This is a genomic window from Pandoraea sp. NE5, assembly GCF_024363545.1.
Lineage (GTDB): Bacteria > Pseudomonadota > Gammaproteobacteria > Burkholderiales > Burkholderiaceae > Pandoraea > Pandoraea cepalis.
Window position 1 is genome coordinate 501,641 of record NZ_AP025517.1, and the last position, 16,334, is coordinate 517,974.

The following is a 16,334-nucleotide window of genomic DNA, read 5'->3' on the forward strand; positions in this document are numbered from 1 at the left end:
TCCCGCCGCGGCGCTCTCTCGGTAGCGTCCGCGCACGGGCACAGCCTCATCCTGCGAACGATCAGATCGGGTAATGGCGCGGCGTTGTCTGCACGGTGATCCAGCGCAGTTCCGTGAATTCGCCGATCGACGCCTTGCTGCCGAATCGGCCGTAGCCGCTGGACTTCACGCCGCCGAACGGCATCTGCGCTTCGTCGTGCACGGTCGGGCCATTGATGTGGCAAATTCCCGACTCGATGCGCTTGGCCAATTGCAGCGCTCGCGATACGTCCCGGCTGAAGATCGCGGCCGACAAGCCAAATTCGCTATCGTTGGCCACTCGCACCGCCTCGTCATCGCCGCTTACACGCTGGATCGTCACCACCGGACCAAACGACTCCTCGCGGTACAGTCGCATCGCCGGGCTCACGCCATCGACGATCGTCGCCTGCATGATCGCACCGTCAACCCGGCACCCCAGCGGCAGATGCGCGCCATGCGTGCGAGCGTCCTCGACCAGCGCCGCCACGCGCGACGCCGCCTGCGCGCTCACCATCGCACCGAGCACACTGTCGGGCGACGTCGGCGACCCGGCGCGCAAGGTCGCCGCCTTCGCCGTGAGCTTTTCGACGAAGGCGTCCGCGATGCGCGCGTCGACGATCACTCGCTCGGTCGACATGCAGATCTGCCCTTGATTGAAGAACGCGCCGAACGCAATGCCGTCGACGGCGGCGTCCAGTTCGGCGTCGTCGAGCACGAGCACCGGGGCCTTGCCGCCCAACTCCAGCAGCGCCGGCTTGAGATGTTCCGCGGCGAGGCGCGCGATGATGCGACCCACGTGCGTCGAGCCGGTAAAGTTCACGCGCCTGACAGCCGGGTGCGCAATCAGTCGCGCCACGATCTCGCCGGCATCGTGCGGCGCGTTCGTCACGACATTGACCACCCCGTCGCCCAGCCCCGCATCGTGCAGGCAGGCACCGATCAACGCATGCACGCCGGGGCATTGCTCCGACGCCTTGAGCACGACCGTGTTGCCGCACGCGAGCGGCATGGCAAGCGCGCGCGTCGCCAGAATCACCGGGGCATTCCACGGCGCGATGCCGAGGACCACGCCGACCGGCGAGCGCACTGCCATTGCAAGACTGCCAGGCACATCGCTCGGAATCACGCTGCCGTCGATTTGCGTGGTCATGGCCGCCGCTTCGCGCAGCATGTTGGCCGCGAGCATGACGTTGAAGCCATACCAATTGGCCATCGCGCCGGTCTCGGCGGCCCCGATGGCGATGAACTCCGCCGCGCGGGCGTCCATGCGCTCGGCGGCCGCAAGCAAGCGTTGCCGACGCGCCGTCGGCGACAGCGCCGCCCAGGCGGGAAAGGCCGCTTGCGCCGCGTCGACGGCCGCATCGGCATCCGCCAGCGTCGCGGCCGGTGCCCGTGTGGCAACTTCGCCCGTCACCGGATCGATGCGCTCGAACGTTGCCCCACCCTGCGCGCCGCGCCACTGGCCCCCGATCAGCATCTGCACTTCATGCATTGCGCTCTCCCTCTTTCCGGTCACCGATGAACGTTGCGCCTCAGCGCTTGTAAGCCTGCAGGCCCGGCTTGATCGCCTTGTCGTCGAGGAACTGCTTCAAGCCTTGCTCGCGGCCGTGTTCCGGGTCGCGCAGCTGGGCCTGATCGAGTTTCGCGTACAGATAGTCTTCGCACTGCTCCCACGTCAGCTCACGCGAACGCTTGAAACCATGCTTCGCAGCGCGCAGCACGACCGGATTCTTCTCCAGCAACTTGGCGGCCAGGGCCAGCGTGGCATCACGCAGTTGGTCGAGCGGCACACTCTGGTTCACCAGCCCCATGTCCGCCGCTTCCACGCCCGTGAACGTGTCGCCGGTCATGATGTAGTGCAGCGCGCGGCGATGTCCCACCGTGTCGGCCATGGCCTTGCTCACCAGATTGCCCGGCGGAATGCCCCAGTTGATTTCCGACAGACCGAACACTGCCTCGTCGGCAGCGATCGCCAAATCGCACGCCACCAGCGGCGAGAAGCCACCGCCGAAGCACCAGCCGTTGACCATGGCGATGGTCGGTTTGGCGTACATGCGCAGGCGGCGCCATTGCCAATCCGACGCGTCGCGGCGTACGCGCTCCTGCACGACTTCCGGCCCGCCATCGATCTCGCGGAAGTATTCCTTCAGATCCATGCCCGCCGTCCATGCCGCTCCCGCGCCCGTGAGCACGACAACGCGGGCATCGGCATCGAGCTCGAGCGCGTCGAGCACCTGGATCATTTCCGTGTTGAGCGTCGGGCTCATGGCATTGCGTTTCTCCGGGCGATTGAAGGTGACCCAGCCAATGCCCCCCTCCACCTTCACGTCGATCGTCTTCCAGCGTCCTTCGTATGCAGTCATTTTGCGCAATTCCCAAGTGTTCCGGGCAACCTGTGCCGCGCGCCGGGAGTGGCGCGCGGTGTTGCCGACAGACACATTTAATATCAGGTAACCTTACATTGCAAGCATCACGCTTTCAGTGAAAACCCTGATCTCGAAATATCAGAACGTATGACGCATGCCGAGCATCACACCGGCCTGGCCCTCGCCGGCGGGCGGCGTGGTGCCGCCGCCTCCGCCGCTGACCGAGTACGCTGCGTGGGCGCTGTTGAAGAGGTATGCCGCCTGCGCGTAGACCGCGGTGCGCACCGAGAGCGAGTAAGTGGCGCGCAGCGTGGTCATCGTGCCGCGCGTGTTGTGATCGCTGTTGACGATGCGGTAGACCTCGCCGTCCACCAGCCACGCCGGCGTAATGCTGTACGCCGCGCCCAGGTAGAACAGGTTGGTGTGCGTATTGATGGCGGACGTCGACACGCGACGGCCCAGCCAGCCGCCGCCGACCTTCAATGCGCCGTACTTGTAGTACGCGCCGAGGGTCGTGCGGGTGTCCTTGTCGCCGCTGCTGGCGAACACCGAGGTGGGTTGTCCGTCGAAGAAGTTGACCGCGGCGTTGGTGCCGCCGCGCAGTTCTTCGTATGATGTGGCGACGCCGAAGTTGTTCGCGTCGTACTTGAGCATTACCGACCAGTCACGGCATTGCACCGACTGCCCCGGCACCTGTCCGGCGCAAGTGCCCTGCCCCGGCGAATTGCCCGTACCCGCCGCGTCGCGGCCGAACGAGTACCCCGCGCCGAAGCTCAGCCCCTGCCAGCCGACCTGATACGTGACCGAGTTATCGGTGCGCGCATTGGGGACGTACGCATCGAACGAGCCCATGCCGTAAATATCGGGGCCAAGGATATCGGAGCCCAGCAGCGCGTAGAACGTCATAGTGTACTGGCGGCCAAACGAGAGCGTGCCATACGGGCCCTTCACGCCCACGAAGGCCTGGCGGCCGAACAGGCGACCGCCCTGGCCAAGATCGCCGCCACGCAGGTTGAAGCCGCTCTCCAGTTGGAAGATCGCCGCGAGCCCGCCGCCGAGATCTTCCGTGCCGCGCAGACCCCAGCGCGACGGAAATTCGCCGGTCACACCCGGCATGCGCAACACGGCACCGTTCACACTGGCGTGCGAGACGTACTCGATTCCGGTGTCGACAATGCCGTACAGCGTGATATTCGATTGTGCGCTGGCGATACCGGGCGCCACCAGCGCGGCGGCCACGGTCAATGAAGCGAGCGCATGAGCGCGATGGGGAAATGCCATGGGTGTCTCCAAATAATTGATGTTGTTATCGGTGTAGGCAAACCAGGAACGGCAGACCTGCGCGGCCCTTGCGCAAGAAAATGCGCGACGGCACAGCCCAGTGGCGTCCGTCGCGCACAAGCGAGGCCAACCGGCGTGACGCCGAATCAGTCAGCCGCGCGGGGACGACGAATGAGCATGAGGGCGGCCAGCGCGGCCACGATGGTGACGGGAATGCTCGCGCCGATCACCAGGGCGGCACTGCTGCCCACGGCAAGCAGCATGCCGGCGGCCAGTGGCCCGACCACCGAGCCGATGCGTCCGAACGCCACCGCTGCCCCCACGCCCGTTCCGCGCATGGCGGTCGGGTAGTAGGCGGCGGCGAGCGCGTAGAGCACCGACTGGCCGCCGATGATGAACATGCCGGCGAAGAACGCCGCCGTCGCCAGTACACCGAAGCCCTGGGCCGCCGCGAGCCCGACAAGCGAGGCGATCATGCCCAGGTACATGCCGCCAATCACGAGCGACATGCGCGCGCGATCCATCAGGTAGCCGAGGGCGAGCACGCCAACGGCGCTCCCCACGTTGAAAAGAATCTGCACCCAACCGATATCGCCGCGCGCCAGACCGCGCGCCCCCATGAGCGACGGTAGCCAGTTGAGCAGGAAGTACAGCACGATGAGCGTGCAGAAGTAGGATAGCCAGAGCTGAATCGTCGAGATGCCGCGCCCCTCGGAGAACAGCACCGTCATCATCGGCGCGGGCGTGGCGCGCTGGCCTTGCGAGGTCGCGGCCGCAAACGCGCGAGACTCCGGCAGGCACCAGGCGAGCAACGGCAAGAGCAACAGCGGGCCAATGCCGCCCGCGTAGAAGATATGCCGCCAGTCGGCGTCGCTCACCGCCAGCATGCCAATGGTCGCGGCAATGCCACCGCCGAGCGGAATCCCGCAATACATGATGCTCACGGCCGTGCCGCGCAGGCGGGGCGGCACGGCTTCCGACGACAAGGCAATCAGGTTCGGCATTGCACCGCCCAGGCCGATGCCCGTGAGCACGCGCACGATCACCAACATCCAAAAGTCCGACACGAACGCCGTGGCAATCGACAACACGCCGAAGACCGCGGCCGAGAGCATCAGCACGCGCTTGCGGCCGATGCTGTCGGCCAAACGCCCGCCTACCATCGCCCCGGGCAGCAGGCCAAAAGTGCCCGCCGAAAAGGCGAGCCCCATCTGCGCGACGCTGAGTCCGAACTCCTTGGCCATGCCGCGTGCCGCCACCCCGACCGATTGCAGGTCGAGACCTTCGAGCAACGCCACGGCAAAGCAAAGCGCCAACGTGAGCGCCACCGGACTGGCGAGACTCGCTTGCCCGTCCGGCGCCAACGGCAACGCCTGCGCGTTGCCCTCCTGATTCGATTTCATGGTGTCTCCTGTCATCTTCGTCATGGACTTCGGTCGCCGCCCTGCGAGAGCGGCACCTGATGCGCAGTCAGCCGACGCCGGCGGCGACGCCCATTTAATCAGGTAACCTGATATATAGGGCGGACGTACGGCGGGCGCGACAATGCCGCGCGAGCCGCATATTGCGTTCGCCTTACCGTGCCACTGGAATGCTGTCGCCCGCTTCTCTGCGGCGACGGTCTCCATTTAATATCAAGCTACCTGACAATACAAGTGATCGGCAGGTCGGGACAAACCCGGGGTCAGTCGCGCAGATTGCGCACGAACATTTCGAGATGGCGTTGCACGGCGGCGGCGTCTTCGCGGCTCACATCGGCACGCATGCGCGTGTCGATTTCCTTGGCGACGGCTTCGCATTGCGCGAGCACCCGGCGCCCTTCGTCGGTGAGTTGCAACAGCACGATGCGGCCATGATTGGGGTCGGGCTCACGGGTGATCCACTGGCGCCCAGCCATGAGGCTCACGACCTCATTGGCCGATTGCGGCGTGATGAACGAGCGCTGGGCGAGTTGCGCATTGGAGAGCTTGCCGCGGGCGTCGAGCACCGATAGCGCGGTGAACTGGGCGAGCGTGAGGCCGAGCGGTGCCAGCGCTTCGGACATGTGGCGACGCAGCAGACGGTCGAGGCTGGCGATGACGTAGGTCAGACGCAACTTGGCCCGACGCGGCCGTGCCTCGGCCGAGCCCGCCGCCCCTTCGATCACTTCGGTGTCCGGTGCCCGCACGACATTGTCGTCGGCGCCTGCGGCTGCGGTCAGCTTCTTTTTCTCAGGTACAACGCTCATGATGAGGAAGCGAGGATGCGCAAACAGCCTGCGTCAGTGCTCGCATAGTGCGGGAAAGTCAGCAGTGTAACGCCGCCGTCGCGCAGTGGCGACGGTCCGGCGGCGAGGCGTCGCGGACCGGCCCCCGCGGCACCGGTTGGCCTGCGATGTCAGCCGGCGAGCCGGCGGAACGTCTCGAGCACGGCGTCGCCCTTGAACGGCTTGACGATCCAGCCCTTCACGCCGGCCGCCTTGCCACGCTCCTTCATGGCCGGGCTGCTCTCGGTGGTGAGCATCACCACGTTGACGCTCTGGTTCGCGAGTTCGCCGCGAATCTTCTCGACCATCGTGAGGCCGTCCATATTCGGCATGTTCACGTCGCTGATGACGAGCTTCACGCCCGGGCTGGCCTTGATCTTGGCGAGACCGTCCTTGCCGTCAACGGCGGTGTCCACGTCCAGGCCGTTCTTGCGCAGAAAGCCGGCGACTTCGTCGCGCACAGTGCTCGAATCATCGACCACGAGAATCTTCGACATGGTGTTGTCCTTGTGTGTAAGAGGGAGTAGAGGTTCGCGTCGGGATCTCAGAACAGCTCCAGCGCCCCGGTTTCGACGGGCTCGGCGCTTGCCTGCGGGGCATCGCGAAACGCCTCCGGCGACCAGTTGAGGCTAAAGACGAAATGCTGATGCAATGTCACGATCTGGCCGCTGACCGGATCGGTGAGGCGATAGACGAAACACAACTGCGGGTTGTCGGTGCCGAACGAAATGTACTTCTGCTTGTGATTGATGAGCAGCGGCACCTGCACCTGTGTGTGGCCCACTGCCGAGGGATCACCCATGTAGCGGTTCTTGAACGCACCCCAGATCAGGTTCGTCAGCTCGCCCAGCATGCCGTTGAGTTCGCGAAAGCCCGCCGGCCCCTCGCAGCGGCCGGTATGTTCGATCAGTTGCATGAACGGAACCTGCTCGGCCTGCATCATCATGTAGCCGCGGCACCAGGCGCTCTCGAGCGGGATCAGGCTGAAGACCTCACCGAAAATGATGCGATCGCGCACCACGCCGGGCGGCTCGCAGTGCACGGCGATGTCGCCGAACAAGCCGCGAAATACACCATCGGTGATATCGACCATGCCGCGCACGAGCGCTTCGGGGTATTCATGCTCGACGCTGTCGTCGAGGATCAGAAACTGGCTGACCGACTCGCGGGGGGTGCTTCGGTTCATTATCGTAATTTCCTAGGGCCTGACAAAACCATTGCCAATTCAAAACAATTCCAGTTCACCGCTGCTGTCTTCCGATTCGCTGACGTCGGCATTGAAGTCGAGCGGGGCGTGCGCGCAAACGCATAGCGTGGCCGCCAGACGCACCGAACCATCGAGCGTGATTTCCCACGAGGACAGCAGATTCGGCTTGAGTTGCGTGAGGTGCGGCACGCAGTGCGCACTCAGTACGTACGGCGTCGACATGCCCAGATCGGGGAAGTAGTTGAGCAACTCTTGATTGATCGCCCCGCAACACAGATTGCCAAGTTCGAGGAACACCTCGCGAAACGGCTTGTCGCGATCATCGCCCGCGAAGTACGCGGCCGTCGCATCGTCCTCGTCGAAGTGCAGCACCAGCAGCATGCGAAAGCCGATGGACGAGATGGTGAACACCACCACGTTGGCATGCCGGGCGGCCAGATCGACCCCGACGTCCAGCGGCGGCGCGTCGTGCTGGCGCACTGAGAGCGGCACAATCTCGCACGCGCCGCTCACCGAGCGTGCGAGCCGGGTGCGTGCGGCTTTATGGAGAATGCGTTCGAAACTGTCGCGGGCGTGAGCGCTGATCACAACGAAACCTGCTGGCTTAGTGAAGACGGGAATGCAACTGCTGCGCGAGGGCTTCAACGCTCGAGAGGGAGGCCGCGATCATCTTGCCGCCCGCCTGAATGTCCTGGAACGTTGCCGTCGTCGTCACGTCGTTGCGAAGCAGGCTGTCGCGATAGCTCTTCGAGAGTTCTTCGGAGCGTGTGGCGAGCGAACGCACTTCGCTCGCGACGATGCCAAAGCCGCGCCCGGCCGGACCCGCGCGGGCTGCTTCGATGGACGCGTTGAGCGACACGATCAGAACGTGCCGAACGATCGACGCCAGTTCGTGGTTCTTCGCGTGCATGTCCTGGTTCTGCGTCATGAGGGAGATCATCTGCTCGTGCCAGCGCTCGAAGGTCGCCGCCAGTCCGCGCAGACGCCCCGCCTCGCCCGCAATGCGCTCGGCCTCGGCTTGCCAGTGACCTTTTGCTTCCAGCACGGCAGCCTCGGACTTGCGCGCCACTTGCAAATCGACTTCGGCCTGCGTCAAACGTGCCTGTTGCGCGGTGAGCGCCTCGTCGTGCGCCTGTCCCTGTTCGTCGAGGCTGGCGATGGCCAGACGCTCGCGTTCGAGCGCCTGCGCCAGTGCCTCGTCATGCGCCTGGGTCAGTGCGCGCCAGTGTGCCGTGGCCTGCGCCATGCGCCACCGGTGCGCAACGAACGCCACAACGCCTGCGCTGATCACGCCCGCCATTCCACCCGCCAGCAACCATTGCACCGAGTTCATACTCGAATCGTCTCCGAGCGCGGCACGTCGACATCCAGCGCAGGTCTGTCGACGGCATCGGCCGCCACGCTGTTCAGGTCGAAACCGTCGACCACGAGGTTGTCCGGCAGACACACCACCGTCTGGAACTGGCGGAACTCAGCCCCCTTGTGCTCGTCGGTGAAGCGCAGCTCGATGCGGCCATGCTCGCGCCGCACGAAGTCCTGCACCGCATCCATGCCCACACCGCGCCCGGACACCTCGGTGACCTGCGCCGCCGTCGAGAAGCCCGGGCGGAAGATGAACTGGGCGATCTGCTCGTCGGTCACGTAGGTTTCGGCCGTAATCCAGCCGCGCTGCACGGCGATGTTGCGAATGCGGTGCAGCGCCAGGCCGCGTCCGTCGTCGCAGAGCGTGACTTGCAGCATGTTGTGATCGAGGCCGACTTCGATGTCGATGGTGCCGGCCTCCGGCTTGCCCTTCGCACGACGCTCGTCCGCGCTCTCCAGCCCGTGATCCATGGAGTTGCGCAGCAGGTGCATGAACACATCGCGCAGAATTCGCACGGCGGGCGAACGCAGGCGATAGCCGTTGTCGTCGACGCGCACCGCCGGCGCCGGCTTGCCGAGTTCGCTCGCCAGCGACGGCAGCGAATCGAGCACCCCGCCCAACGCTTCGCCCACGCCCTCGGTGCCCAGCAGGCGCAGGGTCTGATGCACGGCGTCGCGCATTGCGACGAGTTGATGCGGATCGTTCGGATCGGCCGCTTCGAGCATGCGCAGGCTCGCGCGGATGTGGGCACGGTCCACCACCATCGATTCCTCGTCGGCCGTCCTGCCCGGGCCTTTTCGACCGAGGCTCATCTCATTGATATGCGCATAGGTATCGACGGCATCGCGCACGCGCTCCAGTTCGCGCATCAGGCCATCCTGATCCCACAGGCGCGCGACGTCCGGCTGGCGCAGCTCGTGATAGCGCTGCTCGGTCTCGTGCACGACGTTCGTCAGGTACTGCAGGTTGTACGTGCGCGCGTTGCCCTTGATGGTGTGCATATTGCGGAACAACTCGGCAATGGCCGCGCTGTCGGCCTGCGAGTGCTTGCGTATGATGCGTTCATTCTCACGAATGAAGCCGGTCGAGCTTTCGATGAAGTGATGGAACTTCTCCTGGCTCACCGACAGAATCTCGCCGATCATCTCCAGCCGCTGCTTCTGCTCGCTGGCCTCGGCCGCGAGTTCGCGCAGCTCGGTCACGTCGCGTACACACAGCATGAGCCGCAGGATCGTGTCGCTCTCGTCGGTGATCGCCGACCAGGTCAGATCGAGTTGCTTGATGCGCCCGTCCGACATGCGCTTGCCGATCTCGCCCACCAGCAAGTGTTCGTTGAAGACAAAGTTGATGGCATCCTGCCCGATGCAGGCCTCGACGGCGGCTTCGACCTGCGAGAGCGCATCCGCGCCCAGATCGCTGTCGCCGAACACCAGTTCCATGACGGGACGCCCGGCGATGTCCTGCGTCTCGAAGATCGCTTCGAGATAGGCCGAGTATTCGCCATGCACGCGCGCGCCGTCGACCACCGTCAGAATGCCCTGCTGCATGTTCTGCAGCATCGCCTGAATGTCGGCCGTCTTTTGCTTAAGTTGCGCCGAGCGTTCCTGAATCTTCTCGATCATGCCGTTGAATGCCACGATCGAGTGCCCGATTTCATCCATCCGACCGACCGGCACGCGACGGGTGAAATCCTGGCTTTTGGCGATCTCGCTCATCATCGCCTGCATGCGCGAGAGCGGACGCGTGATCTGGCGGTACAGCAACGCGCCGATGGCCGTGAGCAGCACGATCGCGAGTCCGGTCACGATGCCGATGGCCGTCGTGGTGGTCGAGAGCGTGTCATTGAGCGTTGCAATGGCCGAGTCCTGCTGGCGCGTCTTCTCGACGCGCAGCGTGTTGACCACCCCTTCGAGTTCGTCGCGATACTGCGCGACCATCGCGAAGAGGAACGCCTGCGCCATGTCCGTCTTGCCCGCCTGCTTGAGCTTGGCGGTGTCGTTGATGGCATTGAAGTAATTCTCGACGCTCTCGCGGGCCTGGGTCACCAATCCCTTCTGCGCATCGCTCGCCGCGCCTTCGGCCTGACGGGTCAGCGACCGGTCAATGTCGCCGCGCAGCTTCTTGAGGGTGTTGAGCGCCTGTTCGACGACAGTGTCGTCCTGCGCGTAGACCAGCGTCATCGTGGCAATCTGCACCGCCTTGACTTGCGAGACGAGATCGGCGGAAGCGAGTGCGCTCGGCACCACGCCTTCCGTCACCTGCCGAACCTTGTGAGCGCTGGCGCGGGTCTGGTAGACCGCGTAGCCACCGATGATCGAGAGCGCGATAAACGTCAGGATCACCAATAGCGTAATTCGATGACGGATCGTCATGGCATCGTTTCCCCGGGTCGCACCGGCCCCCGGTGCCACGCGCGATTCGACGCAGTAGATCGGTTGCCGAATTAGTTGGTATAGGCTTCGTGCGACGTGATTATTGCCGGTGAACTGTGACGATTCGATGAATCAACAGAATCTTAATGTGTTCTGTACGCCGTAACGCCGTGTAGGAATCCGAGATGAGTGAGCGCACGCCAACATCGCCTCTGGACACGACTTGGCATGCGCAGCGCCGCCCCATAAGAAAACAGCGCCGGTGGCGCGGTGCGATGCACACCGCGCCACCGGCGCTGCGGGACCAACCGCTGGCTCAGTAGCCGGCGGCGAGACCGTCGCGACGACTGTCGCTCGCGGCGACGTAGCCTCGATCCGGATCGTTGCGATCCAGGCGCCAAATGTACTGGCCCGAGCCGAAGTCCATGTACGGGTCGTCGATGGACTTCAGGGAGTGCCCCATCGCCACCAGTCCGGCCACCGTCTCGCGGTCAAGCGTCGATTCGATATCGACGGTAAAGTCGCGATTGACCTTCCAGCGCGGTGCGTCGCATGCCGCCTGGGGTTGCTGGCCGTAGTCGATCATCCGCACGATCGATTGCAGATGGCCCTGCGGCTGCATATCGCCGCCCATCACCCCGAAGCTCATCACGGCCTCGTGCTTGCCGTCGACCTTTTGCGTGAGGAACGCCGGAATGATGGTGTGGAACGGTCGTTTACCGCCTTCGACCACGTTGGCCGACTTCGGATCCATGGAGAACCCGCAGCCTCGGTTTTGCAGCGCGATGCCCAGATCGGGCACCACCACGCCGGAACCGAAGCCCATGTAGTTCGACTGGATGAAGCTCACCATCATGCCCTGCTCGTCGGCGGCCGACAGATAGATCGTGCCGCCGGCCTTCGGCATGCCGAAGTCGAAATGCGACGCCCGCTCGGGGTCGATCAGCTTCGCACGCGCGGTGAGGTAGGCGTCGTCGAGCATCTGCTCAGGCGTCACCTCCATCGAGCGGGGATCGGCGACGTATCGGTAGAGATCGGCAAAGGCGAGCTTCATCGCCTCGATCTGCAAGTGTTGCGAATGCACGCGATCGACCGCCAGACGAGACACATCGAACTTCTCCAGAATGCCCAACGCCATGAGCGCGGCAATGCCCTGCCCGTTCGGCGGAATCTCGTGCACCGTATAACCGCGATAATCCTTCTCGATCGGCTTGACCCAATCGGCGCGGTAATTGCGCAGATCGTCGGTCGTCATCGCCCCGCCATGCTCTGCCGACCAGGCGGCGATGCGCTGTGCAATCTCGCCTTCGTAGTACGCGCGCGGCCCCTCCTTCGCGAGCAGGCGCAGCGTGCGCGCATGGCCGGGCATACGGATCATCTCGCTGGTCATCGGCGCACGGCCATGCGGCATGAACGTCTGCGCGTAACCAGGAAGGTCCTTCAGCTCAGGCACCGCCGCCGCCCATTTGCGTGCGACGATATGCGCCACGGCATGTCCGCGCTCGGCGATCTCGATCGCCGGCGCCATCAGATCCGCGAACGGCAGCTTGCCGAACTTCGCATGCAACGCCTCCCAGCCCGCGATCACGCCGGGCACGGTCACGGTGTCGAGACCGCGCGTCGGCTGCTTGGCGATGCCATGCTGCTCACCATATTTCTTGCGGAAGTAATCGATGTTCCACGCGGCCGGCGCCACGCCCGAGGCGTTCAGGCCGTGGAGTTCCTTGCCGTCCCAGACCAGCGCGAAGCAATCGCCGCCCAGGCCGTTGGAGACCGGTTCGACGATTGTCATGCACGCGGCAGCGGCAATCGCGGCGTCGACGGCGTTGCCGCCCTGCCACAGCATGCGCAGCCCGGCCTGGGCGGCCAGCGGATGCGACGTCGACACAATGTTGCGGGCGAACACCGGCAGGCGCGGCGTCGGGTACGGATTCTGCCAATTGAAGTGCGTCATGGGACTGGCTGATGACCTTGGTAACGAATCGTGAAAGTGGCCCACCGGGCGGCGCGGCTGAAGAATCTCGTGCCGCGCTATTGTTCGCGCGGATCGAGCGCGTCGCGCAAACCGTCGCCCAGCAGGTTGAAACCGAGTACCGTCAGGAAAATGGCGATACCGGGGAAAATCGACATCCAGGGCGCCTGCTCGACGAAGTCCTTGGCCGTGTTGAGCATCGAGCCCCACGACGGCGAGGGCGGCAACTGTCCAAGCCCCAGAAACGACAGGCTTGCCTCCGCGATGATCGCGGTCGCCACGGTCAGGCTCGCCTGCACAATGATCGGCGGCAGCACGTTGGGCAGGATATAGCGCACGATGATGCGCGCATCCGTCAGGCCGATGGCGCGCGCGCCTTCCACATACTCCTCCGCCTTGACGGTCAACGCCTGCGCGCGGGCAAGCCGGACGAAACGCGGCATGGCCGACACGCCGATGGCAATCATCGCGTTCGTAAGGCTCGCGCCGAGGAACGCGGCCATCGCAATCGCGAGAATCAGGAACGGGATCGAGAGCAGCGCATCGGCCAGACGCGAGACAATCGCGTCGACCCACCGGCCGAAGTACCCTGCGAGCAAACCCAGCGGCACGCCGACGATCACCGCGATGCCCACCGACACCACCCCCGCCGCGAGCGAGGCGCGCGCACCGAAGATCATGCGGGCGAGCACGTCGCGACCCAGCTCGTCCGTGCCGAACCAGTGCAGCGCGCTCGGCGCCTGCCGCACCGTCATGAAGCTCGTGGCGATCGGATCGTACGGCGACAACCACGGGGCGAACAGCGCGACGATCACGGCGAACGCCACGATGATGGCCCCCACGACCGCCGCCCGGTTACGTGCGAACTTGCGCAGCCCGCGATGGCGGCGGCGCGGCAACCGTTCGGGGCTGGCAACGGCCGCGGCGGGTCGGCCCCCTTCGGCGCTCTGCGATGCAGTGGAAGTCGTAGGCAATGCGGCCATGTTCGAAGAGGTCTCAGGCGCGACGCAGGCGCGGGTTGAGCAAGACGTAAAGCACGTCGGCCAGGAGGTTGAGTGCGATGAAGCTCACGGCGGTCACCAGGACCACGCCTTGTACCACGGCATAGTCACGATTGAACACGGCATCGACGACCAGCTTTCCGAATCCCGGAATCGTGAAGACCTGTTCCGTGAGCACCGCGCCCGCGAGCAGTTCGCCAAAGAGCAGCGCGAGCACCGTCACGATAGGAATCAGCGCATTGCGCAGCGCATGCTTGAGCACCACGGTGCCACGCAACAGACCCTTGGCGCGCGCCGTGCGAATGTAGTCGGTGCGCAGCACGCCAAGCATGGCGCTGCGCGTGTGGCGCATCAACTGAGCCCCCAGCGCCGCGCCGAGCACGAACGCCGGCATGACCATCGTCTTGAAGCTCATCCACAGGTCTTCGGCAGGCGATACGTAACCCGACGACGGCAGCAGGTGCCAACGCACCGAGACCAGAAAGATCAGCAGAATACCGAGCCAGAAGTTGGGGATCGACATGCCGGACAAGGCCAGCACGTTCGCGCCGTAATCGATGGCCTTGCCGCGGTTGGCCGCCGACAGGATGCCCAGTGGGATACCGATCCCGATGGCAATCAGCAATCCGAACATCGCCAGTTGCAGTGTCACGGGCAGCTTCTGCGCGATCAGTGTCGTGACCGGCTCGCCTGTGCGCAGCGAGTTGCCGAGGTCGCCGCGCAGCACGTCGCCGATCCAGAGCGCGTACTGCGTGGGCAGCGGCTTGTCGAGGTGGTACTTCTCGCGCAGCGCGGCGATGACCTGCGGGTTCTGATCCTCGCCGGCCATCGCGAGCACGGGATCGCCGGGCAACATCTTCTGCAGCCCGAAGATCATCATCGACACGATGATGAGCGTGGGTATCGCGACCAGCGCACGATGGAGGACGAGGCGAAGCATGACGGCTCCTGTTTCCCTGGTAATGCCGGGCGGTCCCGGATTATCCCTTGAGGCTCACGCCACGCAGACGAATCAGTCCGTCCGGATAGGCAACGAATCCCTGCACCTTTTTGGTAAGCACATACGGCCACGGCTGCACGTACAGATAAAGGATGGGATTGTCTTCGGACAGGATCTTGTCGGCGGCGTCATAGAGCGGCTTGCGCTCCGCCACGCTGGATTTCACGCGCGCCTCGTTGAGCAGCTTGTCGACATCGGCATTGCAGTACTGCCCGTAGTTCAGGTTGCCCTTGCACGTGACGAACTGATGCAGGTTACCGTCCGGATCCACGCGTCCCGACCAGCCGTTGTAGAGCACGTCGAAGTCGCCGCGATGGGCGGCGTCGAGCGCCGCCGCGTAATCCATCGGCCGCAATTTCAGTTGAATGCCCGCCTCGGCGAGCATCGCCTGCAGCATCTGCGCCATCTGATTGGAAACCGTGTTGTTGCCGAAGCTCAGCGTCACGTCGACCTTCTCGAAGCCCGCCGCTTTCAGCAACGCTTTTGCCTTGGCAACGTCGCGCTTGGTCGTCTTGATCGACGCGTCGTAGTACTGTCCCGAGCGCGGCAATGCCTGATTGGCCGGGGTGAAGATACCGCCGCCGATCACCTTGTTGATGGCGTCGCGATCGATGGCCAGATCGAACGCCTGACGCACGCGCTTGTCGCGCAATGCCTTGGGCGCGTTCGCCGCCACATTGAACGTCAGGCCGTAGTAACCCAACCCGTCGATGGAGACGAACTTCAGGTTGGCATCGCGCTTGACCGAGGCCACATCCGACGGCGCGAGGCGTTCAAGCATGTCGAGCGATCCCGAGCGCACGTTGGCCAGGCGCACCGTGGTGTCGGGAATCGGCAGGAAAACGACCTTCTGGATCGGATACTTGTCCGCTTCCCAGTAGCCCGGGAATTTCTCCAGCACCACACGATCGTTCTGTACACGCTGCACGAACTTGTACGGACCGGAGCACACGGGGTGGGACTGCACGGCGGCATCGTCGCTCAGGGTCTTGGGCGCGAGCATCATGCCCGCGCGATCGGACAGCGTGGCGAGCAGCGCGGAATCCGGCGCTTTGAGCACGATGTTGACGGTGCTGTCGTCCACGGCGTCGACATGATCGATGGACGACAGCTCGCTCTTGCGATTGCTCGCGGGCAGGCTACGCGCGCGGTCCAGATTGGCCTTGACGGCGCGGGCGTTGAACGGTTCGTCGTCGTGGAACTTCACGCCCTGGCGCAGCTTGAATGTCCACGTCTTGCCGTCGGCACTCACACTCCACGAGGTGGCGAGCATCGGCACGAACTTCAGATCGGTACTGATGTCGACCAGCGAGCTGCACAGCGAGCGCAGCACCATGCGGTCGACGACCTGCGAACTGCGCGCGGGATCGAGCGAGCCGATGTCCTCCTGCAAGCCGATGCGAAGCGTCGATTGCGCCATCGCGGCGGCTGCGCCGGTCGTCAACGACGCCGCCAGTACAAGATCGAGCAGAACTTTACGCATGCGTGAGATCCCTTGTGGATGAG

The 16,334-nt window shown here is 64.5% G+C and carries 14 protein-coding genes; all 14 read right to left on the bottom strand.

The annotated features are described in order from the left end of the window. Nucleotides 1-61 precede the first annotated feature (61 nt). On the bottom strand, nt 62-1,513 hold the full coding sequence (locus PanNE5_RS02310; protein WP_261939155.1) for an aldehyde dehydrogenase: 1,452 nt from the start codon (nt 1,511-1,513) through the stop codon (nt 62-64). A 40-nt stretch (nt 1,514-1,553) separates the two neighbouring features. Beyond that, nucleotides 1,554-2,384 (bottom strand): p-hydroxycinnamoyl CoA hydratase/lyase, encoded by an 831-nt coding sequence (locus tag PanNE5_RS02315; RefSeq protein ID WP_017233221.1) that lies wholly within the window; start codon nt 2,382-2,384, stop codon nt 1,554-1,556. Between the two features lie 141 nt (nt 2,385-2,525). Next, nucleotides 2,526-3,668, bottom strand: a complete 1,143-nt coding sequence (locus PanNE5_RS02320; RefSeq protein WP_017233220.1) for a porin — start codon at nt 3,666-3,668, stop codon at nt 2,526-2,528. 146 nt (nt 3,669-3,814) lie between these two features. After that, a complete protein-coding gene (gene mhpT / locus PanNE5_RS02325) occupies nt 3,815-5,071 on the bottom strand; it encodes a 3-(3-hydroxy-phenyl)propionate transporter MhpT (RefSeq protein ID WP_261939156.1) in 1,257 nt (418 codons plus the stop codon). A gap of 281 nt (nt 5,072-5,352) precedes the next feature. Then, nucleotides 5,353-5,895: a MarR family winged helix-turn-helix transcriptional regulator gene (locus tag PanNE5_RS02330; protein WP_261939157.1), complete on the bottom strand. Its 543-nt coding sequence runs from the start codon at nt 5,893-5,895 to the stop codon at nt 5,353-5,355. A 149-nt stretch (nt 5,896-6,044) separates the two neighbouring features. Then, nucleotides 6,045-6,410 carry a response regulator gene (locus PanNE5_RS02335; protein WP_017233217.1) on the bottom strand — a complete coding sequence of 122 codons (366 nt, stop codon included), beginning with the start codon at nt 6,408-6,410 and terminating at the stop codon, nt 6,045-6,047. 47 nt (nt 6,411-6,457) lie between these two features. Continuing rightward, the gene (locus PanNE5_RS02340) at nt 6,458-7,099 is read right to left on the bottom strand and encodes a chemotaxis protein CheX (protein ID WP_261939158.1); all 642 of its coding nucleotides are present in this window, start codon (nt 7,097-7,099) and stop codon (nt 6,458-6,460) included. Nucleotides 7,100-7,138: 39 nt separating this feature from the next. Next, nucleotides 7,139-7,708: a hypothetical protein gene (locus PanNE5_RS02345; protein ID WP_261939159.1), complete on the bottom strand. Its 570-nt coding sequence runs from the start codon at nt 7,706-7,708 to the stop codon at nt 7,139-7,141. A 16-nt stretch (nt 7,709-7,724) separates the two neighbouring features. Then, nucleotides 7,725-8,453, bottom strand: coding sequence for a methyl-accepting chemotaxis protein (locus PanNE5_RS02350; protein ID WP_261939160.1), 729 nt, complete (start codon nt 8,451-8,453; stop codon nt 7,725-7,727). After that, nucleotides 8,450-10,855: an MCP four helix bundle domain-containing protein gene (locus tag PanNE5_RS02355; RefSeq protein WP_150563248.1), complete on the bottom strand. Its 2,406-nt coding sequence runs from the start codon at nt 10,853-10,855 to the stop codon at nt 8,450-8,452. The genes PanNE5_RS02350 and PanNE5_RS02355 overlap by 4 nt, the downstream gene beginning before the upstream one ends. A 316-nt stretch (nt 10,856-11,171) precedes the next feature. Continuing rightward, the gene (locus PanNE5_RS02360; protein WP_261939161.1) at nt 11,172-12,809 is read right to left on the bottom strand and encodes a gamma-glutamyltransferase family protein; all 1,638 of its coding nucleotides are present in this window, start codon (nt 12,807-12,809) and stop codon (nt 11,172-11,174) included. 77 nt (nt 12,810-12,886) lie between these two features. Next, on the bottom strand, nt 12,887-13,810 hold the full coding sequence (locus PanNE5_RS02365; protein ID WP_017233211.1) for an ABC transporter permease: 924 nt from the start codon (nt 13,808-13,810) through the stop codon (nt 12,887-12,889). Between the two features lie 13 nt (nt 13,811-13,823). Continuing rightward, on the bottom strand, nt 13,824-14,768 hold the full coding sequence (locus PanNE5_RS02370) for an ABC transporter permease (protein WP_017233210.1): 945 nt from the start codon (nt 14,766-14,768) through the stop codon (nt 13,824-13,826). A gap of 40 nt (nt 14,769-14,808) precedes the next feature. Next, nucleotides 14,809-16,311 carry an ABC transporter substrate-binding protein gene (locus PanNE5_RS02375; protein ID WP_150563250.1) on the bottom strand — a complete coding sequence of 501 codons (1,503 nt, stop codon included), beginning with the start codon at nt 16,309-16,311 and terminating at the stop codon, nt 14,809-14,811. Nucleotides 16,312-16,334 lie beyond the last annotated feature (23 nt).